Origin of the sequence: Citrobacter sp. Colony219 (assembly GCF_019382635.1) — a bacterium.
GTDB classification, from domain to species: Bacteria; Pseudomonadota; Gammaproteobacteria; order Enterobacterales; family Enterobacteriaceae; genus Citrobacter; species Citrobacter youngae.
The window spans coordinates 3,672,796-3,694,290 of sequence record NZ_CP080033.1; the positions used below are offsets into that span (position 1 = coordinate 3,672,796).

Below are 21,495 nucleotides of genomic sequence, written 5' to 3' on the forward strand. Positions count from 1 at the left end.
GGCTTACGCGTAAACCGGGAAGCGTGCGCAGATATCCAGAACTTTACCTTTGACGCGCTCGATTACGGCTTCGTCATTGATGTTGTCCAGCACGTCACACATCCAGCCAGCCAGCTCTTTCGCTTCCGCTTCTTTGAAGCCGCGGCGAGTGATTGCCGGAGAACCGATACGGATACCGGAAGTCACAAACGGGCTCTTCGGATCGTTCGGCACGCTGTTTTTGTTGACGGTGATGTTGGCGCGGCCCAGCGCAGCGTCAGCTTCTTTACCGGTCAGGTTTTTATCAACCAGATCCAGCAGGAACAGGTGGTTTTCAGTACCGCCAGAAACCACTTTGTAGCCACGGTTCAGGAACACTTCCACCATCGCTTTGGCGTTTTTAGCAACCTGCTGCTGGTAAACCTTGAACTCAGGCTCCATCGCTTCTTTCAGCGCCACAGCTTTCGCCGCGATCACGTGCATCAGCGGGCCGCCCTGCGCGCTTGGGAACACCGCAGAGTTCAGTTTTTTGTACAGCTCTTCGTCACCGCCTTTCGCCAGGATCAGGCCGCCGCGCGGACCCGCCAGGGTTTTGTGGGTGGTGGTGGTGACAACGTGTGCGTGTGGAACCGGGTTCGGATAAACGCCTGCGGCAATCAGCCCCGCAACGTGCGCCATATCGACGAACAGGTATGCGCCGATGCTGTCAGCGATTTCACGCATTTTTGCCCAGTCAACAACGCCGGAGTAAGCAGAGAAGCCACCGATGATCATCTTCGGTTTGTGCTCTTTGGCCTGCTTCGCCATGTCTTCGTAGTCAATTTTGCCGGACTCATCAATACCGTAAGGGATGATGTTGTACAGTTTGCCGGAGAAGTTAACCGGGGAGCCGTGAGTCAGGTGGCCGCCTTGTGCCAGGTTCATACCCAGAACGGTATCGCCCGGTTGCAGCAGAGCGGTGTAAACAGCGAAGTTAGCCTGAGAACCAGAGTGCGGCTGTACGTTAGCGTAGTCAGCGCCAAACAGCTCTTTGGCACGATCGATAGCCAGTTGCTCAACGATATCAACGTACTCGCAACCGCCGTAGTAGCGCTTGCCCGGATAACCTTCAGCATATTTGTTGGTCAGCTGAGAACCCTGCGCCTGCATAACACGCGGGCTGGTGTAGTTTTCGGAGGCGATCAGTTCGATGTGCTCTTCCTGACGTACTTTTTCCTGCTCCATAGCCTGCCACAGTTCGGCATCATAATCGGCAATGTTCATTTCACGCTTTAACATCCGCATCTCCTGACTCAGCTAACAATAGAATTTCGGCCTAAAAAGGCAGTCCCTAGGACTTCGGCCAACAGTATAACCGAATCATTCTTCGATAACAGGTCTTGACAAAGGATTTTACGCAAACGATTACCTTCACGGCACGCAAGGCTTTGGAGAACAAAGGTCTGCTGAATTTCAACGGATTTCTTTTCAGGTTTGTGATGCAGATTTTTCACGATGTAACCTTTACAACGCAAAGTTACAAAGAACCATTTACAATGCAGGGGTATTTTTTATAAGATGTATTTGACATACATCATTAAAGTCTCAGATAAAGGAAGACCGTATGCTTGACGCACAAACCATCGCTACAGTGAAAGCCACCATTCCCCTGCTGGTTGAAACAGGTCCGAAGCTGACTGCCCATTTCTACGATCGCATGTTTACGCATAACCCAGAGCTGAAAGAAATTTTCAACATGAGTAACCAGCGTAATGGCGATCAGCGCGAGGCGCTGTTTAACGCGATTGCCGCGTATGCCAGCAATATCGAAAACCTGGCGGCGCTGTTGCCGGCGGTTGAGAAAATCGCGCAAAAGCATACCAGCTTCCAGATTAAACCAGAGCAGTACAACATCGTGGGTGGTCATTTGCTGGCAACGCTGGACGAAATGTTCAGCCCAGGCCAGGAAGTCCTGGATGCGTGGGGTAAAGCGTATGGCGTACTGGCGAACGTTTTCATCAACCGTGAAGCACAAATCTATAGCGAAAATGCCAATAAAAATGGCGGCTGGGAAGGTACCCGTCCTTTCCGCATCGTGGCAAAAACGCCGCGAAGTGCACTGATTACCAGCTTTGAGTTTGAGCCTGTCGACGGTGGCGCAGTAGCTGAATATCATCCGGGGCAATACCTGGGCGTCTGGCTGAAGCCGGAAGGTTTCCAGCATCAGGAAATTCGTCAGTACTCACTGACCCGAAAACCTGATGGCAAAGGCTATCGGATTGCCGTTAAGCGTGAAGACGGTGGTCAGGTTTCCACCTGGCTGCACAACCATGCAAATGTTGGCGACGTTGTTCACTTAGCCGCACCTGCGGGCGATTTCTTTATGGACGTCGCGACCGATACCCCTGTGTCTCTGATTTCCGCAGGCGTAGGTCAGACCCCAATGCTGGCAATGCTGGATACGCTGGCGAAAGCAAACCATACGGCGCAGGTTAACTGGTTCCATGCGGCTGAAAACGGTGATGTCCATGCCTTCGCTGATGAAGTAAATGAACTCGGCAAAACGCTGCCACGCTTTAGTGCACACACCTGGTATCGTGAGCCAACCGAAGCCGATCGCGCGAAAGGCGCGTTTGATAGTGTAGGTCTGATGGATTTGAACAAACTGGAAAGCGCAATCAGCGATCCGGCGATGCAGTTTTATCTGTGCGGTCCGGTTGGCTTTATGCAGTTTGCCGCAAAGCAGCTGGTCGGCCTGGGCGTGAAAAACGAGAACATTCATTACGAATGCTTCGGTCCGCATAAAGTTCTGTAATTACGTTATGCCTGATGGCGCTGCGCTTATCAGGCCTACGAGATATTGTAGGCCTGATAAGGTGTTTACACCGCCATCCGGCAAGCAAGGCGCGGCTTAGATTGCCGCGTCGTCTTCTTCACCGGTACGAATACGAATAACGCGAGCCACGTCAAAGACAAAAATCTTACCGTCGCCGATCTTGCCGGTCTGGGCAGTACGAATAATGGTGTCGACGCAGGTATCGACGATGTCGTCGGTAACCACAATTTCAATTTTTACCTTCGGCAGAAAATCCACCATATATTCCGCGCCACGGTACAGCTCGGTATGGCCTTTCTGACGGCCAAAGCCTTTCACTTCCGTTACCGTCATCCCGGTGATACCGACTTCTGCCAGCGCTTCGCGGACGTCGTCCAGCTTGAAGGGTTTAATAATCGCATCAATCTTTTTCATGCTATTCCTTGAAAAGGTCGCCTGTCTTTTGATCGAATAAAGCTAACATAATCCGCAGATTTATTCTTTGAAATCGTTTGCATCCAGCTCGTGTCGAGAAAGCAACTTATAGAATTCGGTACGGTTGCGCCCCGCCATTCTTGCCGCGTGAGTCACATTGCCCTTGGTGATTTGCAGCAGCTTACGCAGATAGTTGAGCTCAAACTGGTTACGCGCCTCAACAAATGTCGGCAGCGCGGTGTTTTCCCCTTCCAGCGCCTGCTCCACCAGCGCGTCGCTGATCACTGGCGAAGAGGTCAACGCCACGCACTGCTCAATTACGTTGACCAACTGACGCACGTTGCCCGGCCAGCTGGCGGTCATTAACCGCTTCATGGCATCGGTTGAAAAGGCGCGTACGAACGGTTTGTGCCGTTCAGCAGACTGGCGCAGCAGATGGTTCGCCAGCAGCGGAATATCTTCCGTACGCTCGGCCAGCGCCGGGATCTTCAGACTCACCACGTTGAGGCGATAGTACAAATCCTCGCGAAATTCGCCCCGAGCCATCGCTTTGGGTAAATCGCGGTGGGTCGCAGAAACGATCCGCACATCAATGTCGATATCGCGGTTACTGCCCAACGGTCTGACTTTTCGTTCCTGCAATACGCGCAGCAGTTTCACCTGTAACGGTGCAGGCATATCGCCAATCTCATCGAGAAAAAGCGTGCCGCCTTCCGCGGCCTGAAACAGCCCTTCACGATTACTCACCGCGCCGGTAAAAGCGCCGCGCGCATGGCCAAACAGTTCAGACTCCAGCAGTTGTTCCGGCAACGCGCCACAGTTAATGGCAACAAAGGGCTTGTGGCTGCGCGGGCTGGCGTTGTGAATCGCCTGGGCAAACACCTCTTTCCCGGTGCCGCTCTGACCATTGATCAATACGCTGACATCCGATTGCGCGACCATCCGCGCCTGTTCTAACAAACGCAACATTAACGGGCTACGGGTAACAATTGATTCACGCCAGCTGTCATCGGTAGCAGGCGCGGACTGTTCCAGCGCACCGTCAATCGCTTTGTAGAGCGCATCTTTATCGACCGGCTTGGTGAGAAAGCTGAAAACACCCTGCTGCGTTGCCGCGACAGCATCAGGAATGGAGCCGTGCGCTGTCAGGATAATGACCGGCATCCCCGGCTGCACTTTCTGGATTTCAGTGAACAGCTGCATGCCGTCCATTTCATCCATGCGCAGGTCGCTAATGACCAGATCCACTTTTTCACGATTCAGTACTCGTAAGCCTTCCTGCCCACTTTCTGCGGTTACGACGCTGTAACCTTCGCTGGTCAGTCGCATACCGAGCAATTTCAACAGTCCCGGATCGTCATCGACGAGCAGCAGATGCGCGGGCTTGCGGCTTATCATGGCATGGCCTCCCCATCATCGGGCGTCGTGAGTTTATCAGTACCGTGCAACGCATCGGGATTATAGCTGCCGGCAGGTTTACGGGTGGACAGTTGTCGTTCGATATCGGTCAGATTTTCCAGCTTACGGGTGGTGAGATCGAGCTGACTCTGCAAATGCTGTTGCTGCTGACGCAGCGTATCGAGATCGCTATCTGACGACTGCTGGAGCTTACTGTAACGCATGCGTTCTTCGGCAAGCTGTAACTGCAACATTTGGTTACGGAACCAGGCCTGATAAAGCGGTCGAACCTGAGTCGGAATTTGTGGACTTAACGCGTCGAGACGCGTAACGACCTCCCGCCGTTCAGACGGGGTAATACGGGCGTTATCGAGCAGGATCCCACGCTTAAAAGCGCCCTGCCAGGTATCCGTAAGTTGGCTACTGGCTTCACTGCGCGCCTGCACTGGCATCATGCGATCGGCGCAATCCATCGCCCGCAGCCAATACAACGGGTTGGTATCCGTGGACTGACCCGTTAGCGACCAGATATCCGTACATTCGGTGGCAAGGTAATCAGCGAGTTGATGCGGCGGGATTTTCTCCTGCGAAGGATCGCCGATAATGTGATTCACCGCATTTGGAACGCAGCCGACCAGCGCCAGGCATGGCAGACTTGCGAGTAAGACGCGGCGAATAAAATCTCGTTTAAGCATTCGGGCAACAACGTGTGGCATACTCACCAGACTTAGGTTCATTTTAGTGGTTTTTCGATGCAGATAGCGGCAGTTCTATGCGAAAACAAACGCTTTGCGCATGCTCATCAACCAGATACAGTTTTCCCCGCATACGGCGGATACAGTCTCTGGCTATGCTCAGCCCCAACCCGCTTCCTTTGACTGCCCCTTTTCGCTGATGGCTGCCCTGGAAAAAAGGCTCGAAGATCATTGCCTGTTCTGCTTCTGGAATCGGTGTGCCGGTATTTATGACATCAATATATACCGTTGAGCCATGCAAACTGCTGCGGATCCAAATGTTACCGGATTCAGCGCCATAGTGCACCGCATTGGAATAAAGATTGTCCAGCACGCTCATTAACAGCATGGGTTCGGCCAGACAAGCGTTCGCCGCCAGCGCAACATCAGTATGGATCATTTTGGCGCGAGCAGGCAGGCTATGTGCTGAAACCACGCTTTCCACCAGCGGCGCGATTTCTACAGTTTCAAGCTCAACCTCGTCATCCGCCAGCTTGCGGTTGTAATCAAGCAATTGCTCAATCAGCTTTTGCAGATTACGGCTGCTGTCATCCAGAATCCCGACGACCTCTTTTTGCTCCGGCGTTAACGGGCCAACTACCTGATCGGCTAACAATTCGGTACCTTCGCGCATGCTCGCAAGCGGTGTTTTCAGCTCATGGGAAAGATGGCGTAAAAACTGATGCCGTTGCGACTCAAGCCAGGAGAGACGTTCACTCAACCAGATAATGCGCTGCCCCACGGACCGCAGCTCCCGGGGCCCGGTAAATAATACGCTATCACCCAGCGAGCGCCCTTCCCCCAGACGGTTAATCATCCGCTCGATGCCCTTCACCGGACCGATGATCATACGGGTAAACAGCAGCACCATCGCCAGACTAACGAGAAACAGCACCAGCGCCTGCCAGCCAAAGAACTGACCTCGTTCGGCAATTTCTTGTTGTAACTGCTGACCACGCGAAAAGACCACGGTACGTGTGGCCTGCACCATGTCGGTATTCGCATTAGCGAAGGCTTCCAGGCGGGCTGCCGCCTGGCTGTCAGGACCACTGTTATTACACTGCAATTGGGCGAGATCGTTGAGATCCTGCCGCAACGCCTGGTAGAGCTTGTTGTCCGGCAACACGCCCGCATGCGCATCCAGCATGTCGCTATAACGTTTACGCTGGCTCTGGTAAACCTTTGCCAGCGTCGGGTCATCCAGCACACAATACTGTCGGTAGCTACGTTCCATCTCCAGCGCGGCGTTGGTCATTGCCTCACTGCGTCGGGCATCAATGAGCGTGGTTCTGTTAGTCAGCGCCGCCTGCGCGCTCAGGGCGTTCAGGCTCTGCCACGCTTGCCAGGCCAGTACGAGCAAAGGGAGCAGGATCAGCAAAAATGCCAGTGTCACCAGCTGACGTAAGGATCGGGGGAAAACAGACCAGCGCTTCAAGGCGTTACTCTCAATGGACGGGAATAAGACGATGCTAACTGAGGGAAACGTCAGATACAACAAAGCCGGGATTAACCCGGCTTTGTTGTGGAATAAGGCGGTGCCTAACTCGACGTTTCGCCCGAAGGTTGATATGAGCTTCGCTAATATCAGATGTTGGACGGCAGGCACCTTGTTGTGCGTCATTCGAAGTTTATGTAGCACGTCCCGAAGGGGCTGACATAAGAAGGTGAATGAGCCACTGGTTAATATTATGCAGCATCTGTGCCAATATTCAAAACACTTTATTAACACAATGATAAATATAAGAAATATGAATAATTGTGTAAAAATAAGAGTTGAGTGTTTTTTGTCCATTCTGTCGCTAATCAGCAACACTCGCTGTACTTAAAAACAAAATCATTATAAATCAAATCATTAAGTGTCTCTTTTTGGCGACAAGCCAACCCTGCCAATGTCGGGATTTCCCGACACTTTAATTTTGTGGCATAAGCGCTAAGTTTATTGCCGGATGGCGGCGTAAACGCCTTATCCGGCCTGTGATATAAAAAAAGCCCCTCACGAAGAGGGGCTTGATGATTGCAGGCCAATTAACCGAGTTGTTTACGCGCATTACGGAAGATACGCATCCACGGGCTATCCTCGCCCCAGTTTTCCGGGTGCCAGGAGTTGCTCACGGTACGGAACACGCGTTCCGGGTGTGGCATCATAATGGTGACGCGACCATTTTCGGTGGTAACAGCAGTGATACCGTTTGGCGAACCGTTCGGGTTAGCCGGATAGGTTTCGGTCACCTTACCGAAGTTATCAACGTAGCGCAGTGCCACCAGCCCTTTGCTCTCCAGTCCTGCCAGATGTACATCGTCACGCACTTCTACGCGACCTTCGCCGTGAGAAACTGCGATTGGCATCTGTGACCCAACCATACCGGCAAGCAGCAGAGACGGGCTTTGTGTCACTTCGACCAGGCTGAAACGCGCTTCAAAGCGATCGGAGTGGTTACGCACAAAGCGTGGCCACAGATCGCTTCCTGGGATCAGCTCGCGCAGGTTAGACATCATCTGACAACCGTTACACACGCCGAGTGCCAGCGTTTGCGGGCGATGGAAAAAGGTTTCGAACTCATCACGGACCCGATTGTTGAACAGAATCGACTTCGCCCAACCTTCGCCTGCGCCAAGCACATCACCGTAAGAGAAGCCACCACAGGCCACCAGCGCCTGGAAGTTGCCCAACCCGATGCGCCCACCCAGCAGATCGCTCATATGCACGTCGATAGCGTCAAAGCCCGCACGGTGGAAAGCTGCTGCCATTTCTACGTGGGAGTTAACGCCCTGTTCGCGCAGCACGGCCACTTTTGGACGCGCACCGGTAGCGATATACGGCGCGGCAACATCTTCATTGATATCAAACGACAGTTTAACGTTGAGGCCAGGATCGGCATCGTTGGTTTTAGCGTTATGTTCCTGATCGGCGCACTCTGGATTGTCGCGCAGACGCTGCATCTGCCAGGTGGTTTCTGCCCACCACATACGCAGGGTAGTACGGCTTTCGCTGAACACCGACTGCCCATCGGCTTCGACCACGAAGCGGTCGCCCTGCACGGCTTTACCCAGATAGTGCACGCAATCGGCCAGGCCATGTTGAGCCAGCAACGCCTCAACCGCTTCACGGTCAGCGGCGCGAACCTGAATGACAGCCCCCAACTCTTCATTAAACAGCGCCGCCAGATGATCATCGCCCAGAGTGCCGATGTCTGCTTCAACGCCGCAGTGACCGGTGAAGGCCATTTCTGCCAGCGTAACCAGCAGGCCGCCGTCGGAACGGTCGTGGTAGGCCAGCAGCTTACGCTGTGCCACCAGCGCCTGAATGGCGTCGTAGAAGCCTTTCAGCTGCTCTACGTTACGCACATCGGCAGGCTTATCGCCCAGTTGACGGTAAACCTGCGCCAGCGCCGTCGCACCCAGCGCATTGTGGCCAAGGCCAAGATCAATCAGCAGCAGCGCATTGTCTTCAGTAGACAGTTGCGGGGTAATCGTGTGGCGCACATCTTCCACGCGGGCAAAGGCGGTGATCACCAGCGACAGCGGCGAGGTCATTTCACGCTGTTCGTTGCCTTCCTGCCAGCGGGTTTTCATCGACATAGAGTCTTTGCCCACCGGAATGGTCAGGCCAAGCGCCGGACATAATTCTTCTCCAACGGCTTTTACCGCTTCGTACAGTCCGGCGTCTTCGCCAGGGTGACCCGCAGCCGCCATCCAGTTGGCCGACAGTTTAATGCGTTTGATATCGCCAATCTGCGTTGCCGCAATGTTGGTCAGTGCCTCACCGACCGCCAGACGCGCAGAGGCTGAGAAGTCGAGCAATGCGACTGGCGCGCGCTCGCCGAGAGACATCGCTTCGCCGTAGTAGCTATCAAGGCTTGCAGTAGTGACCGCGCAGTTGGCGACTGGGATCTGCCATGGCCCCACCATCTGATCGCGCGCCACCATACCGGTAACGGTACGGTCGCCGATAGTCACGAGGAACGTTTTCTCCGCGACAGTCGGCAGATGCAGCACACGGTTAACCGCATCTGCAATCGAGATTTCGCCACGATTCAGGGCATCGCCTTTGGCTTTCAGCGTCTGCACATCGCGGGTCATTTTCGGCGTTTTGCCCAACAACACATCGAGCGGCATGTCGATCGGCTGATTGTCGAAGTGGCTATCGCTCAGAGTCAGATGCTGTTCTTCGGTGGCTTCACCGATCACCGCATACGGCGCGCGCTCACGCTTACACAGTTCGTCAAACAGCGGCAATTGATCGGCGGCAACCGCCAGCACATAGCGCTCCTGAGATTCGTTACACCAGATTTCCAGCGGGCTCATACCCGGCTCGTCGCTGAGGATGTCACGCAGCTGGAACTTACCGCCGCGACCGCCATCGCTTACCAGCTCCGGCATGGCGTTAGACAGGCCGCCCGCACCAACGTCATGGATAAACAGGATCGGGTTGGCATCGCCCATCTGCCAGCAACGGTCGATAACTTCCTGGCAGCGACGTTCCATTTCCGGGTTATCACGCTGTACAGAAGCGAAATCAAGATCGGCATCAGACTGACCGGAAGCCATGGATGATGCAGCCCCACCGCCAAGACCGATGTTCATCGCCGGGCCGCCGAGGACGATCAGCTTGGCGCCAACGACGATCTCGCCCTTCTGCACGTGATCGGCACGGATGTTACCGATCCCGCCTGCCAGCATGATCGGTTTATGGTAACCGCGCAGCTCTTCGCCGTTATGGCTGTTGACCTTTTCTTCATAGGTACGGAAGTAGCCGGTCAGCGCCGGGCGACCAAATTCGTTGTTAAACGCCGCGCCACCCAGCGGGCCTTCAGTCATGATGTCGAGCGCGGTGACAATACGATCCGGCTTACCAAAGTCCTCTTCCCAAGGCTGTTCAAAGCCAGGAATACGCAGGTTGGAGACGGAGAAGCCTACCAGCCCGGCTTTCGGTTTTGCACCACGACCGGTTGCACCCTCATCGCGGATTTCTCCGCCGGAGCCGGTTGCCGCACCTGGCCACGGAGAGATAGCCGTCGGGTGGTTATGAGTTTCTACCTTCATCAGGATGTGGGCTGGTTCCTGATGGAAATCGTAGCGGCCGGTTTTATGGTCGGCAAAGTAGCGGCCCACTTCGGAACCTTCCATTACCGCGGCGTTGTCTTTATAGGCAGACAGCACGTGGTCCGGCGTGGTTTCGAAGGTATTCTTGATCATCTTGAACAGCGACTTAGGCTGTTGTTTACCATCGATAACCCAGTCGGCGTTAAAAATCTTGTGGCGGCAGTGCTCGGAGTTAGCCTGCGCAAACATGTACAGTTCAATGTCGTTCGGGTTGCGTCCCAGTTTGGTGAACGCATCCTGCAGATAGTCGATTTCGTCTTCCGCCAGCGCCAGGCCCAGACGCAGGTTAGCGTCGATCAGCGCCTGACGTCCCTCACCCAGCAGGTCAACGCAGGAAACCGGCGCAGGCTGGTGATGAACAAACAGTTTTTCAGCATCGCTCAGCGCAGAGAAAACCGTTTCCATCATGCGGTCGTGCAAAATATCGGCAACCGCCAGCCACTGCTCAGCGGTCAACGTGGAGGCCTCAACATACCAGGCAATGCCACGTTCCAGGCGGCTAATCTGTTGCAGGCCGCAGTTATGGGCAATATCAGTCGCTTTAGAAGACCACGGGGAAATGGTACCCGGGCGAGGCGTGACCAGCAGCAGTTTGCCTTCAGGGGCGTGGCTGTGAAGAGCAGGACCATATTTCAGCAGACGTGCAAGTTGCGCGCGCTCATCCTCATTCAATGGTGCATTCAGATCGGCAAAATGGACGTACTCGGCGTAAATATTGTGGACCTGGAGGTTGGCAGCCTGAAAACGTGCCAGCAGTTTGTTAATACGGAATGCAGACAGTGCAGGTGAACCACGCAGAATTTCCATCATAAGTCTCTCGTCTTCTAAGCTTTCGGTGTGCCCAAGTGGGGGAAACGGGCGTCATTATAAAGAATCTGGCGCGCCGACGAAACCGTTTGCGTCGAAATAAAATCACGGCCTCTTCTTATCATCAAATGCGGTCTGGTTTCTGAATAAGTTGCCAACTGGCGCAAGTTTAAGCAAAATGCCGCTCATTAATGACGACTTCACTTCTTAATCAATACCACAGCACGCAGAGACAACGTACGGTTCAGAGAATTAACTAATTGAAAAAATTAAAGATTAATTATCTGTTCATCGGTATTTTGACGCTGTTGTTGGCAGCGGCCCTCTGGCCATCTATCCCCTGGTTCGGTAAAGCCGACAATCGTATCGCCGCCATTCAGTCGCGGGGAGAGCTGCGCGTCAGTACCATCGACTCACCGCTCACTTACGCCGCGCTTAATGGGAAAAAGTTTGGCCTGGATTACGAACTGACCAAAGCCTTCGCCAACTACCTGGGTGTGAAGCTGAAAATCACCGTACGCCAGAATATCAGCCAGCTTTTTGACGACCTGGATAACGGTAATGCCGATCTGTTAGCCGCTGGTCTGGTGTATAACAGCGAGCGCGTTAAAAATTATCAGCCGGGTCCGACCTACTATTCCGTATCGCAACAACTGGTGTATCGGGTTGGGCAATACCGCCCGCGTACGCTTGCCACCGTGAACGAAAACCAACTGACTATCGCCCCGGGGCATGTGGTGGTTAACGACCTCCAGCAGCTAAAAGAAAAAAAATACCCGGACCTGAGCTGGAAAGTTGATGAGAAAAAGGGCACCACTGAACTGCTTGATGATGTCATCGCCGGTAAGCTGGATTACACCATTGCCGATTCCGTTGCCATCAGCTTATATCAGCGAGTTCATCCTGAGCTGGCCGTGGCGCTGGACGTCTCTGACGAACAGCCGGTGACCTGGTTCAGTCGTCTGGACGATGACAATACGCTGTCTGCTGCCCTGCTGGATTTCTTCAATACCATGAATGAAGACGGCTCGCTTGCGCGACTGGAAGAAAAGTACCTTGGGCATGGCGATGATTTTGACTATGTTGATACCCGCACCTTTTTGCGCGCCGTAGACAGCGTGTTGCCAGACCTCAAGCCGCTTTTTGAGAAGTATGCGCAGGAGATAGACTGGCGACTGCTCGCCGCAATATCCTATCAGGAGTCGCACTGGGACGCGCAGGCGACTTCCCCGACCGGTGTACGCGGGCTGATGATGCTGACCAAAAATACCGCCCAGAGTCTCGGGCTAACTGACCGTACCGATGCCGAGCAGAGCATCAGCGGCGGCGCGCGGTATTTGCAGGACATGATGAGCAAAGTGCCGGATACCGTCCCCGAAGGGGAACGCATCTGGTTTGCGCTTGCCGCCTACAACATGGGTTATGCGCACATGCTGGATGCCCGGGCGCTGACGGTGAAAACCAAAGGTAATCCGAACAGTTGGTCCGACGTAAAACAGCGTCTGCCGCTGCTCAGCCAAAAGCCGTATTACAACAAGTTGACCTATGGCTATGCGCGCGGTCACGAAGCCTACGCCTATGTGGAAAACATCCGTAAATACCAGATTAGCCTGGTGGGGTATCTGCAGGAGAAAGAAAAACAGGCGCAGGAAACGCAGCAACTGGCACAGGATTACCCGGCAGTGTCACCGGCTGAGCTGTTAGGTAAAGATAAATTTCCGCTTTCAGCGTTTCTGACTCAGACGTCGTCAAACTATCTGTCGCACTCCCCTTCTCTGCTGTTTTCAGCACAGAAGAAAGAGGACAAGTAGTCTGATTGGTATTTACTGATTGGCAGATTTTTTCAACGCTTTGATTTCCTGCCGACGCATGCGAAAGAAATCACTGAGCAGCGTGGCGCATTCATCGCGTAACACCCCTTCGGTCACGTCAACCCGATGATTCATTCCAGGGTGATGCAGCACATCCATTAATGACCCGGCAGCGCCCGTTTTCGCATCGCGTGCGCCAAAAACCACCCGACCGATACGGCTATGGACCATCGCGCCTGCGCACATCACGCACGGCTCCAGTGTGACATACAACGTTGCATCCAGCAGACGGTAGTTTTGTAGCACCAGACCGCCCTGGCGCAACGCCATGATTTCAGCGTGGGCGGTAGGATCATGATGGCCAATCGGTCGGTTCCAGCCTTCGCCAATAACGCGGTTGTTATGTACCAATACCGCACCCACCGGGACTTCACGCTCATCCCAGGCGCGCTTAGCCAGCGTTAAAGCATGACGCATCCAGTATTCGTGGCTAAATTCAACTTCAGACAAAGGGGTAACTCCAGTAATCAAAGCGGGCGCATTATACACAGACGCTATCGTTTACTCTATTCGAGTTGTTGCAGCTCTCCGCGCGGCGTGACGCGCCAGCGATGCTGGCAAAAAGAGAGCAGTGGATTGTCCTGCTTACTGTCGCTGTAGCCGCTGTAAAGAGACAGCGGTGCGCCAATCTGCCGTTCCAGTTGCGCGACTTTTTCATGCCCCAGACAGCGTAGCGGCAATACCCAGCCACCGTATCCCCGCGCCATTTGACTGGCGATCAGATTGACACGCGGTAGCCACGGCGTGTCGAAGTAAACCTGCTCCACCAGCGACTGCGGAGAACCGGTGATAAGCCAGATATCAGCATCGGAGCTTAACAGGTACGTCGTCAGACGCTGCTGCACGACAGGAAATGCCGTCACATGCCCGCGAAACCAGCGCACAAAATCGGCCTGATGTGCCTTCAGACACGCCTCGCTGCGACCAAAGGTACAACCCCACAACAGCAGGCTCATGGGCCAGCGGGCGGCGCGCCCTTTAATTAACATTGCCAGCGCAATAATCGGCAACAGGGGCAGCACCAGCAACGCATTTAGCGGTTGGCGACGCAGCAGAAAACGTAAGAAACTGCCGAACATATCCTGCTGGTGTAACGTGCCATCCAAATCAAAAAAAACAACGCGACGCTGGTGACTGGTCAAACCTTATTCCTCTGGATCAGTGAATCCCAATAGCCAGGTAAACAAGAACCCGGCGATAACTGCTACCAGATAGCCTAACAGATAGAACATCACTTTTCCGGCAACAATCGTCAGTGCCAGCGGTAATCCGGAGATGCCAAATGTAATGACCGTCGCCACCTTCCAGTAGCTGATCAGCGCCCCACCGACTGCACCACCGAGACAGGCACCGATAAACGGCTTGCCTAATGGCAACGTCACCCCAAAAATCAGCGGTTCACCAATGCCCAGCAATCCAACCGGCAGCGCGCTTTTAATCACTTTTTTCAGCCGTGCGTTACGGGTTTTCATCAGTACCGCAATAGCCGCACCGATTTGCCCCACTCCTGCCATCGCCAGAATAGGAAAGAGCGCGTTATAACCATGCGCCTGTACCAGTTCAACGTGGATCGGCACCAACCCCTGATGAAGTCCGGTGAGCACCAACGGCAGGAAAGTCCCAGCCAGCACGGCTCCCACCAGGAAACCGCCGCGATCGATAGCCCAGGATGCGCCGTGAGCAATCGATTCAGAAATCCAGCCGCCAAGCGGTTGCAGCGCCACAATAGCGATTGTCCCGGTAATAAGGGTGGTCAGCAGTGGATTGAGGATCAGTTCGAGAGACTCCGGCAGCACTTCGCGGAATTTGCGTTCGATCCAGCACATCAACGCCACCACCAGCAGCACGGCGATCACTCCACCGCGTCCCGGCTGCAATGCCTCGCCAAACAAGGTAATTTGCGCCAGTTGCGGGCTGGAGAGAATACCGGCCATCACCCCGCCCATCGCCAGCGAACCGCCAAATACTTTGGCGGTATTCACTCCGACCAGAATATTCATGATGGCAAACACGGCGCTGCCAAATATTCCCATCAGCCCAAGCATATTTGGATAGTGGGTCGCAAAATCCCCAACGATATCCGGTCGCTTAAGGATGTTAATGATGCCGGTAATCAAACCGGAGGCGATAAACGCCGGAATAAGCGGGATAAAAACGTTAGCCAGCTTGCGTAGCGCGTCACTCATCGGCGCTTTGTACTTCGCTTTGGCCTCTGATTTTGTTCGCTCAATATCCCCCACATTGGAACGTTCGCCGCCATCGGCAATCAGGGAACGCATGGCATCGACCACTTTCGCGGCTTTGCCGGGGCCGACAATGATCTGGTGCTGCGCCCCTTGCTTCACGTAGCCGCTAACGCCCGGCAGTTGCTTGAGTCGGGAAATATCGAGCTGAGCGTCATCCTGTACTTCCACTCTGACGCGGGTCATACAGTTTTCCAGGCGCAGAATATTTTTCTCTCCGCCCACGCCCAGCAGGATATCGCTGGCCAGCACCGCCGTCTTATCCATATACACCTCTTAGTGTTCTAACGCCGCGCGTAAAAAACCCTGGTGAGCGGCAAGCTTTTCGCGGGCTGCAGCGGCATCGAGCCCCGTGAGAGCCATCAGAATGGCGGGCTTAACATCAAAATCGGTCTGTTTCAGCAGAGCTTGCGCCTGGTCATACGCAATACCGGTAGCTTCCACGACCATGCGACAAGCCCGGTCTACCAGCTTAACGTTAGTCGCTTTCATATCCACCATCAGGTTCTGATACACCTTGCCAAACTTCACCATTGCACCGGTAGAAATCATATTGAGTACCAGTTTTTGCGCAGTACCGGACTTCAGTCGCGTTGACCCTGTCAGAGCCTCCGGGCCAACAACCGGTGATATGGCGATGTCCGCTTCACGCGCGATGGGGGAATCCGGATTACAGGAAATCGCCACCGTGGTGCAGCCAACGGAACGGGCATATTGCAAGCCGCCAATCACATACGGTGTACGCCCGGATGCAGCCAGACCCACCACCACATCCTGAGCCGTAAGGTTGAGCGAACGAAGATCATCTTCACCCAGTTGCGGGTTATCTTCTGCACCTTCAACGGCCTTCAGCAATGCGCCCGGCCCACCAGCAATCAGGCCAACAACCCGTCCATGCGGTACACCAAAAGTCGGTGGGCACTCAGACGCATCCAGTACGCCAAGACGCCCACTGGTCCCCGCCCCCATGTAGATAATCCGTCCACCCGCTTTTAACGCGTCAGCCGCTGCATCGACCGCAAGCGCAACTTCAGTCAGCGTTGCTTTTACAGCAACGGCTACCAGCGTATCCTGTTGATTAAAACGATGAACCAACTCAAGTGTGGATAACGCATCAAGATCCATGGTCTGAGGATTGCGGCTTTCTGACACTAACGCACCGAGATTCATTTTTTGTTCCTTAGGAATTTTTAATTCATATTAATCCGTTATAATGGAATATAATATTCACCCAGGCGAGTGAAATTTTGTTTTGTAATCGCCATCACGTTTTCGCCAGGAGACAGCATGAACTGTTTGATTCGCATTCGTCAGCGTTACCCGGACCTCGCGCAAAGCGATAAAAAGCTTGCGGATTACCTCCTCGCACAGCCGGATACTGCGCGTCATCTCAGTTCACAGCAACTCGCCTTTGAAGCGGGCGTCAGCCAGTCCAGCGTGGTGAAGTTCGCGCAAAAGATGGGTTTCAAAGGATTTCCTGCACTCAAACTGGCGATCAGTGAAGCACTGGCCAGTAATCCCAATCCCCACTCTATCCCAGTGCATAATCAGATTCGCGGCGACGACCCTATGCGTCTGGTGGGTGAAAAACTGATTCAGGAGAACGTGGCGGCCATGCACGCCACACTGGATATCAACAGCGAAGAAAAGCTGATGGAAAGCGTCGCATTGTTACGCTCCGCCCGACGCATTGTCCTGACCGGAATTGGTGCATCGGGGTTGGTAGCACAGAATTTTGCCTGGAAACTGTTGAAAATAGGTTTTAACGCGGTAGTGGAACGCGATATGCACGCCCTGCTGGCAACGGTACAGGCGCTTTCGCCGGGCGATCTCCTGTTGGCGATTTCGTATACCGGAGAGCGCCGCGAGCTCAACCTGGCTGCGGATGAAACGTTGCGCACCGGCGCGAAAATCCTCGCCATCACTGGATTTACACCGAACGCCCTGCAACAGCGAGCAAGCCATTGCCTGTATACGATTGCCGAAGAACAAGCGACACGCAGCGCGGCAATTTCATCGACGCACGCGCAGATGATGCTCACGGATTTACTGTTTATGGCGCTGGTTCAGCAAGATTTAGAACATGCTCCGGAACGCATTCGCCACAGCGAAGCACTGGTAAAAAAACTGGTCTGAGCAAAGAATGCGCGTATAATGCCCGCCCGATTTGTGATGTTTTGAGAGTTTCCTGATGGCCCTGTTAATCACTAAAAAGTGTATCAATTGCGATATGTGCGAACCCGAATGCCCGAATGAGGCAATTTCGATGGGTGACAGCATTTACGAGATTAACAGCGACAAATGTACGGAATGCGTAGGCCATTACGACACGCCAACCTGCCAGAAGGTGTGCCCGATCCCCAATACTATTTTGAAAGATCCGGCACATGTCGAAACGGAAGAGCAATTGTGGGATAAGTTTGTGCTGATGCACCACGCCGATAAACTTTAACCGCGTCGCCATCCGGCAACGTGCAGAATCTAACTCTCGATAATCACCGTGGCGCAGGCGTAGTGACGCTCATCGGCCAGCGTCACATGCATATGCGCGACACCCAGTTTTTCCGCCAGTTTTAACGCCTCCCCCCATAACCGCAGACGCGGCTTACCGAGTTCATCGTTGAAGACTTCAAACTGATTAAACGCCAGCCCATTGCGAATACCCGTGCCAAAGGCTTTTGCTGCCGCCTCTTTGACCGCAAAGCGCTTTGCCAGAAAACGCACCGGCTGCTGATGCGTCTCCCAGATTGCCCATTCGTTGTCACTGAGCACGCGTCTTGCCAGACGGTCACCGGAACGGGAGATCACCGCTTCAATGCGGGCAATCTCCACGATATCCGTGCCTAATCCCAGAATAGCCATTAGCCACGCGCTTCCAGCATCAGGCGTTTCATTTCCACCACGGCGTCTTTCAGACCGCTCATCACCGCGCGTCCGATAATGGCATGGCCAATATTCAGCTCGTGCATTTCCGGGATCCGCGCAATGGCTTTAACGTTGTGATACGTCAGGCCATGACCGGCATTCACCTTCAGGCCCAGGCTGGCAGCAAAAGTCGCCGCTTTAGCAATACGCGCCAGTTCACTGGCCTGTTCCGCATCGGTTTTCGCATCAGCGTAACAGCCGGTGTGAATTTCAATAAATGGCGCGCCAACTTCCGCAGCAGCCTTAATCTGTTCTTCATCGGCATCGATAAACAGCGAAACCAGAATGCCTGCGTCCGCCAGTCGCTTGCAGGCATCGCGCATCTTGTCACGCTGGCCGGCGACGTCCAGACCACCTTCAGTAGTCACTTCCTGACGTTTTTCCGGCACCAGACAGCAAAAATGCGGCTTCGTCTCGACGGCGATTGCCAACATTTCGTCGGTGACCGCCATTTCCAGATTCATGCGCGTATCCAGCGTCTGGCGCAGAATACGTACGTCGCGGTCGGTGATATGGCGGCGGTCTTCACGCAGGTGTACGGTAATACCGTCCGCGCCCGCCTGCTCAACGATAAACGCCGCCTGAACCGGATCCGGGTATGCGGTGCCGCGTGCATTACGTAACGTGGCAATGTGGTCAATATTGACGCCTAACAGTAATTCAGCCATGACAATCCTCGTTAATCATTATTTGTTTTTACTGCGCGTTTTGGCATAAATTGCCGGAACAGTTCCCGGCTTTTTAACGGCTTACCACCAAGATACGGCTTTAACGCCATGCGGGTAAAGCGTTTCGCGGCGCGTAACGTATCGACATCGGGAAATTCACGTGACTCAAGCGCTTTGAGATGGCGTCCGGTAAAAGTGGAATTATCGATCACTACGCTGGCGATAAACCCTTTTTCTTCCCGGTAACGATAGGTCATGGTGTCGTCTACCGGCTCGCCGCTGCCCGCACAATGGGTAAAATCGACGCCGTACCCCAGATGTCCAAGTAAGGCCAGCTCAAAGCGACGCAGCGCAGGCTCTGGCGAACCCGTCGCACCAGCCAGCGCCTGGATACAATTCAGATAATCGAAAAAGAGTTCAGAAAAACGGGTCTCGTACTCGAGTACGCGGGAGATAAGTTCGTTGATATACAAGCCGCTGTACAGCGTGATACCGCTAAGAGGGAGTGCCAGAGAAACGGCTTCAGCGCTACGCAGGGTTTTAACCTCTCCACGCCCACCAAAGCGAAGCAACAATGGGGTAAAAGGCTGGAGCGCGCCTTTGAGATTAGAACGTTTAGAACGTGCGCCTTTAGCCACCAGGCGCACGCGACCCGACTCTTCCGTGAAGACGTCCAGCACGAGACTGGTTTCGCTCCAGGGGCGACTATGCAAGACAAAGGCTCGTTGCCATCCTTCCATATACTCGCCGTGTTTCAGAAGATGGGTTTAGACGTCGTCGCCGTAACCGAGGCTACGCAGCGCGCGTTCGTCATCGGCCCAGCCGGATTTCACTTTCACCCACAGTTCGAGGTGAACCGGCGCTTCGAACATCTCCTGCATGTCTTTACGCGCTTCGATGCCGATGGTTTTAATTTTGGCCCCTTTGTTGCCAATAACCATCTTCTTCTGCCCTTCACGTTCAACGAGGATCAGACCGTTAATATCGTAACCACCGCGCTCATTGGAGATAAAACGCTCAATTTCCACAGTAACGGAGTACGGCAATTCAGCGCCTAGAAAACGCATCAGCTTTTCACGGATGATTTCAGAGGCCATAAAACGCTGAGAACGGTCGGTGATGTAATCTTCCGGGAAGTGATGAATAGCTTCCGGCAAATGCTTACGCACGATGCCCGCAACGGTATCGACATTCAAGCCGGTCTCGGCAGAAATCGGGACGATATCGAGGAAGTTCATCTGGCTTGCCAGGAACTGCAGGTGCGGTAGCAGATCGGCTTTTTCCTGAACGTTGTCTACTTTGTTCACGGCCAGAATTACCGGCGCTTTACCGTCGCGCAGCTTGTTGAGCACCATTTCGTCGTCCGGCGTCCAGCGTGTGCCCTCGACAACGAAAATAACCAGTTCAACATCACCAATAGAGCTGCTGGCCGCTTTGTTCATCAGGCGGTTGATGGCACGTTTCTCTTCCATATGCAGGCCCGGGGTATCAACATAAATCGCCTGATACGCGCCTTCAGTATGGATGCCAACAATACGGTGACGTGTTGTCTGAGCCTTACGTGAGGTAATGGAAATCTTCTGCCCAAGCAGATTATTCAACAGGGTGGATTTGCCGACGTTCGGGCGACCGACGATGGCAATAAATCCGCAATAGGTTTTGTCGATGCTCATTCCAGCTCCAGTTTTTTTAACGCCTGTTCGGCGGCAGCCTGCTCAGCCTTACGACGGCTCGAACCTGTGCCAACCACCGGTTCACTCAGGCCGCTAACCTGGCAGTGGATAGTAAATTCTTGATCATGCGCTTCACCACGAACCTGCACCACCAGATAAGACGGCAGCGGCAGGTGGCGACCCTGCAAATACTCCTGCAGGCGCGTTTTCGGATCTTTTTGTTTATCGCCTGGGCTAATTTCGTCCAGACGCGTTTGATACCAGTTCAGGATTAATTGCTCAACGGTTTGAATATCGCTGTCGAGGAAGACGCCGCCGATCAACGCTTCGACGGTATCCGCCAGAATTGATTCGCGACGAAAACCGCCGCTTTTCAGCTCGCCCGGTCCCAGGCGTAAACATTCACCGAGGTCAAATTCACGGGCTAATTCAGCCAGCGTATTTCCACGCACCAGCGTGGCGCGCATGCGGCTCATGTCACCTTCGTCCACTCGAGGGAAACGGTGATACAGCGCATTCGCAATAACAAAGCTCAAAATAGAGTCGCCTAAAAATTCTAAACGCTCGTTATGTTTGCTGCTGGCACTACGGTGAGTTAATGCCTGCTGCAACAGCTCCTGATGATTAAAAGTGTAGCCCAGCTTCCGTTGAAGCCGATTAATTACGATGGGATTCATGCGATACCAATAAATGAATGCGTCAACAATTCAGCACACGAAACAGACCTGATATACACCCGTCATTAGAGAGACCAATGCTGTTTCGTGTGCCGTGGCAACCTGACGGTGCCAACCTAAAACTTCGGGGGAATATTCTATACACAACGACAAGGGATGTCGTTAGTCTGAGGGAATTAATCCGAGAA

At 53.8% G+C, this 21,495-nt stretch carries 19 protein-coding genes and 1 pseudogene; 5 read left to right on the plus strand and 15 right to left on the minus strand.

Annotated elements, in window-relative coordinates; translation table 11 throughout:
• Positions 1–3: 3 nt before the first annotated feature.
• Entirely contained in the window at positions 4–1,257 is a 1,254-nt protein-coding gene (gene glyA / locus JTI85_RS16475) for a serine hydroxymethyltransferase (RefSeq protein ID WP_003037627.1), read from the minus strand.
• A 325-nt stretch (positions 1,258–1,582) separates the two neighbouring features.
• Between glyA and hmpA the strand changes: the two genes are divergently transcribed.
• Positions 1,583–2,773 carry an NO-inducible flavohemoprotein gene (hmpA, locus tag JTI85_RS16480; RefSeq protein WP_219351766.1) on the plus strand — a complete coding sequence of 397 codons (1,191 nt, stop codon included), beginning with the start codon at positions 1,583–1,585 and terminating at the stop codon, positions 2,771–2,773.
• 4 nt (positions 2,774–2,777) lie between these two features.
• Positions 2,778–2,873 (plus strand): annotated as a pseudogene (locus tag JTI85_RS21785) (hypothetical protein); the annotation flags it as partial.
• Here JTI85_RS21785 and glnB read toward each other — a convergent pair.
• The 5 genes from glnB to purL form a co-directional block, all read right to left on the minus strand.
• Entirely contained in the window at positions 2,870–3,208 is a 339-nt protein-coding gene (glnB, locus tag JTI85_RS16485; RefSeq protein ID WP_002914032.1) for a nitrogen regulatory protein P-II, read from the minus strand. The pseudogene JTI85_RS21785 and the gene glnB sit on opposite strands and share 4 nt — an antisense overlap.
• A 60-nt stretch (positions 3,209–3,268) precedes the next feature.
• The gene (gene glrR, locus JTI85_RS16490; RefSeq protein ID WP_304502702.1) at positions 3,269–4,603 is read right to left on the minus strand and encodes a two-component system response regulator GlrR; all 1,335 of its coding nucleotides are present in this window, start codon (positions 4,601–4,603) and stop codon (positions 3,269–3,271) included.
• Positions 4,603–5,322, minus strand: a complete 720-nt coding sequence (gene qseG / locus JTI85_RS16495; RefSeq protein ID WP_219352590.1) for a two-component system QseEF-associated lipoprotein QseG — start codon at positions 5,320–5,322, stop codon at positions 4,603–4,605. The genes glrR and qseG overlap by 1 nt, the downstream gene beginning before the upstream one ends.
• Before the next feature lie 22 nt (positions 5,323–5,344).
• Positions 5,345–6,775 (minus strand): two component system sensor histidine kinase QseE/GlrK, encoded by a 1,431-nt coding sequence (gene qseE, locus JTI85_RS16500; RefSeq protein WP_115602391.1) that lies wholly within the window; start codon positions 6,773–6,775, stop codon positions 5,345–5,347.
• A gap of 590 nt (positions 6,776–7,365) precedes the next feature.
• Positions 7,366–11,253, minus strand: coding sequence for a phosphoribosylformylglycinamidine synthase (gene purL / locus JTI85_RS16505; protein WP_199945921.1), 3,888 nt, complete (start codon positions 11,251–11,253; stop codon positions 7,366–7,368).
• A 257-nt stretch (positions 11,254–11,510) separates the two neighbouring features.
• On the opposite strand from purL, the gene mltF reads away from it, so the two are divergent.
• Complete coding sequence (mltF, locus tag JTI85_RS16510; protein WP_115643079.1) at positions 11,511–13,061, plus strand: membrane-bound lytic murein transglycosylase MltF; 1,551 nt, start codon at positions 11,511–11,513, stop codon at positions 13,059–13,061.
• A gap of 12 nt (positions 13,062–13,073) precedes the next feature.
• On the opposite strand, the gene tadA is transcribed toward mltF, so the two are convergent.
• Genes tadA through murQ form a run of 4 tightly spaced genes read right to left on the minus strand, consistent with a single transcriptional unit; the run spans position 13,074 to position 16,534 of the window.
• Positions 13,074–13,610 (minus strand): tRNA adenosine(34) deaminase TadA, encoded by a 537-nt coding sequence (tadA, locus tag JTI85_RS16515; RefSeq protein ID WP_101742030.1) that lies wholly within the window; start codon positions 13,608–13,610, stop codon positions 13,074–13,076.
• A 17-nt stretch (positions 13,611–13,627) separates the two neighbouring features.
• The gene (yfhb, locus tag JTI85_RS16520) at positions 13,628–14,263 is read right to left on the minus strand and encodes a phosphatidylglycerophosphatase C (RefSeq protein WP_115643078.1); all 636 of its coding nucleotides are present in this window, start codon (positions 14,261–14,263) and stop codon (positions 13,628–13,630) included.
• Between the two features lie 3 nt (positions 14,264–14,266).
• Entirely contained in the window at positions 14,267–15,631 is a 1,365-nt protein-coding gene (locus JTI85_RS16525; RefSeq protein WP_115601646.1) for a PTS transporter subunit EIIC, read from the minus strand.
• A gap of 9 nt (positions 15,632–15,640) precedes the next feature.
• Positions 15,641–16,534 carry an N-acetylmuramic acid 6-phosphate etherase gene (gene murQ, locus JTI85_RS16530; protein ID WP_061068362.1) on the minus strand — a complete coding sequence of 298 codons (894 nt, stop codon included), beginning with the start codon at positions 16,532–16,534 and terminating at the stop codon, positions 15,641–15,643.
• Between the two features lie 117 nt (positions 16,535–16,651).
• Between murQ and JTI85_RS16535 the strand changes: the two genes are divergently transcribed.
• Positions 16,652–17,500, plus strand: a complete 849-nt coding sequence (locus tag JTI85_RS16535) for a MurR/RpiR family transcriptional regulator (RefSeq protein ID WP_048210891.1) — start codon at positions 16,652–16,654, stop codon at positions 17,498–17,500.
• A gap of 55 nt (positions 17,501–17,555) precedes the next feature.
• On the plus strand, positions 17,556–17,816 hold the full coding sequence (locus JTI85_RS16540; RefSeq protein WP_003037590.1) for a YfhL family 4Fe-4S dicluster ferredoxin: 261 nt from the start codon (positions 17,556–17,558) through the stop codon (positions 17,814–17,816).
• Between the two features lie 29 nt (positions 17,817–17,845).
• On the opposite strand, the gene acpS is transcribed toward JTI85_RS16540, so the two are convergent.
• The 5 genes from acpS to rnc are packed head-to-tail and all read right to left on the minus strand — an operon-like array spanning position 17,846 to position 21,307.
• Positions 17,846–18,226, minus strand: coding sequence for a holo-ACP synthase (gene acpS, locus JTI85_RS16545; RefSeq protein ID WP_003037588.1), 381 nt, complete (start codon positions 18,224–18,226; stop codon positions 17,846–17,848).
• Entirely contained in the window at positions 18,226–18,957 is a 732-nt protein-coding gene (gene pdxJ, locus JTI85_RS16550; protein WP_061068363.1) for a pyridoxine 5'-phosphate synthase, read from the minus strand. The genes acpS and pdxJ overlap by 1 nt, the downstream gene beginning before the upstream one ends.
• A gap of 11 nt (positions 18,958–18,968) precedes the next feature.
• Positions 18,969–19,697 carry a DNA repair protein RecO gene (gene recO, locus JTI85_RS16555; RefSeq protein WP_061068364.1) on the minus strand — a complete coding sequence of 243 codons (729 nt, stop codon included), beginning with the start codon at positions 19,695–19,697 and terminating at the stop codon, positions 18,969–18,971.
• 27 nt (positions 19,698–19,724) lie between these two features.
• Entirely contained in the window at positions 19,725–20,630 is a 906-nt protein-coding gene (gene era, locus JTI85_RS16560) for a GTPase Era (RefSeq protein WP_048210889.1), read from the minus strand.
• On the minus strand, positions 20,627–21,307 hold the full coding sequence (gene rnc / locus JTI85_RS16565) for a ribonuclease III (protein WP_003037579.1): 681 nt from the start codon (positions 21,305–21,307) through the stop codon (positions 20,627–20,629). The genes era and rnc overlap by 4 nt, the downstream gene beginning before the upstream one ends.
• Between the last annotated feature and the right edge of the window lie 188 nt (positions 21,308–21,495).

What these genes read in the sequence shown, in the direction of transcription:
- glyA (WP_003037627.1), bottom strand. Translation starts at nt 1,257, where the DNA reads ATGTTAAAGCGTGAAATGAACATTGCCGATTATGATGCCGAACTGTGG.
- hmpA (WP_219351766.1), top strand. Translation starts at nt 1,583, where the DNA reads ATGCTTGACGCACAAACCATCGCTACAGTGAAAGCCACCATTCCCCTG.
- glnB (WP_002914032.1), bottom strand. Translation starts at nt 3,208, where the DNA reads ATGAAAAAGATTGATGCGATTATTAAACCCTTCAAGCTGGACGACGTC.
- qseG (WP_219352590.1), bottom strand. Translation starts at nt 5,322, where the DNA reads ATGCCACACGTTGTTGCCCGAATGCTTAAACGAGATTTTATTCGCCGC.
- purL (WP_199945921.1), bottom strand. Translation starts at nt 11,253, where the DNA reads ATGATGGAAATTCTGCGTGGTTCACCTGCACTGTCTGCATTCCGTATT.
- JTI85_RS16525 (WP_115601646.1), bottom strand. Translation starts at nt 15,631, where the DNA reads ATGGATAAGACGGCGGTGCTGGCCAGCGATATCCTGCTGGGCGTGGGC.
- murQ (WP_061068362.1), bottom strand. Translation starts at nt 16,534, where the DNA reads ATGAATCTCGGTGCGTTAGTGTCAGAAAGCCGCAATCCTCAGACCATG.
- JTI85_RS16535 (WP_048210891.1), top strand. Translation starts at nt 16,652, where the DNA reads ATGAACTGTTTGATTCGCATTCGTCAGCGTTACCCGGACCTCGCGCAA.
- JTI85_RS16540 (WP_003037590.1), top strand. Translation starts at nt 17,556, where the DNA reads ATGGCCCTGTTAATCACTAAAAAGTGTATCAATTGCGATATGTGCGAA.
- acpS (WP_003037588.1), bottom strand. Translation starts at nt 18,226, where the DNA reads ATGGCTATTCTGGGATTAGGCACGGATATCGTGGAGATTGCCCGCATT.
- pdxJ (WP_061068363.1), bottom strand. Translation starts at nt 18,957, where the DNA reads ATGGCTGAATTACTGTTAGGCGTCAATATTGACCACATTGCCACGTTA.
- recO (WP_061068364.1), bottom strand. Translation starts at nt 19,697, where the DNA reads ATGGAAGGATGGCAACGAGCCTTTGTCTTGCATAGTCGCCCCTGGAGC.
- era (WP_048210889.1), bottom strand. Translation starts at nt 20,630, where the DNA reads ATGAGCATCGACAAAACCTATTGCGGATTTATTGCCATCGTCGGTCGC.
- rnc (WP_003037579.1), bottom strand. Translation starts at nt 21,307, where the DNA reads ATGAATCCCATCGTAATTAATCGGCTTCAACGGAAGCTGGGCTACACT.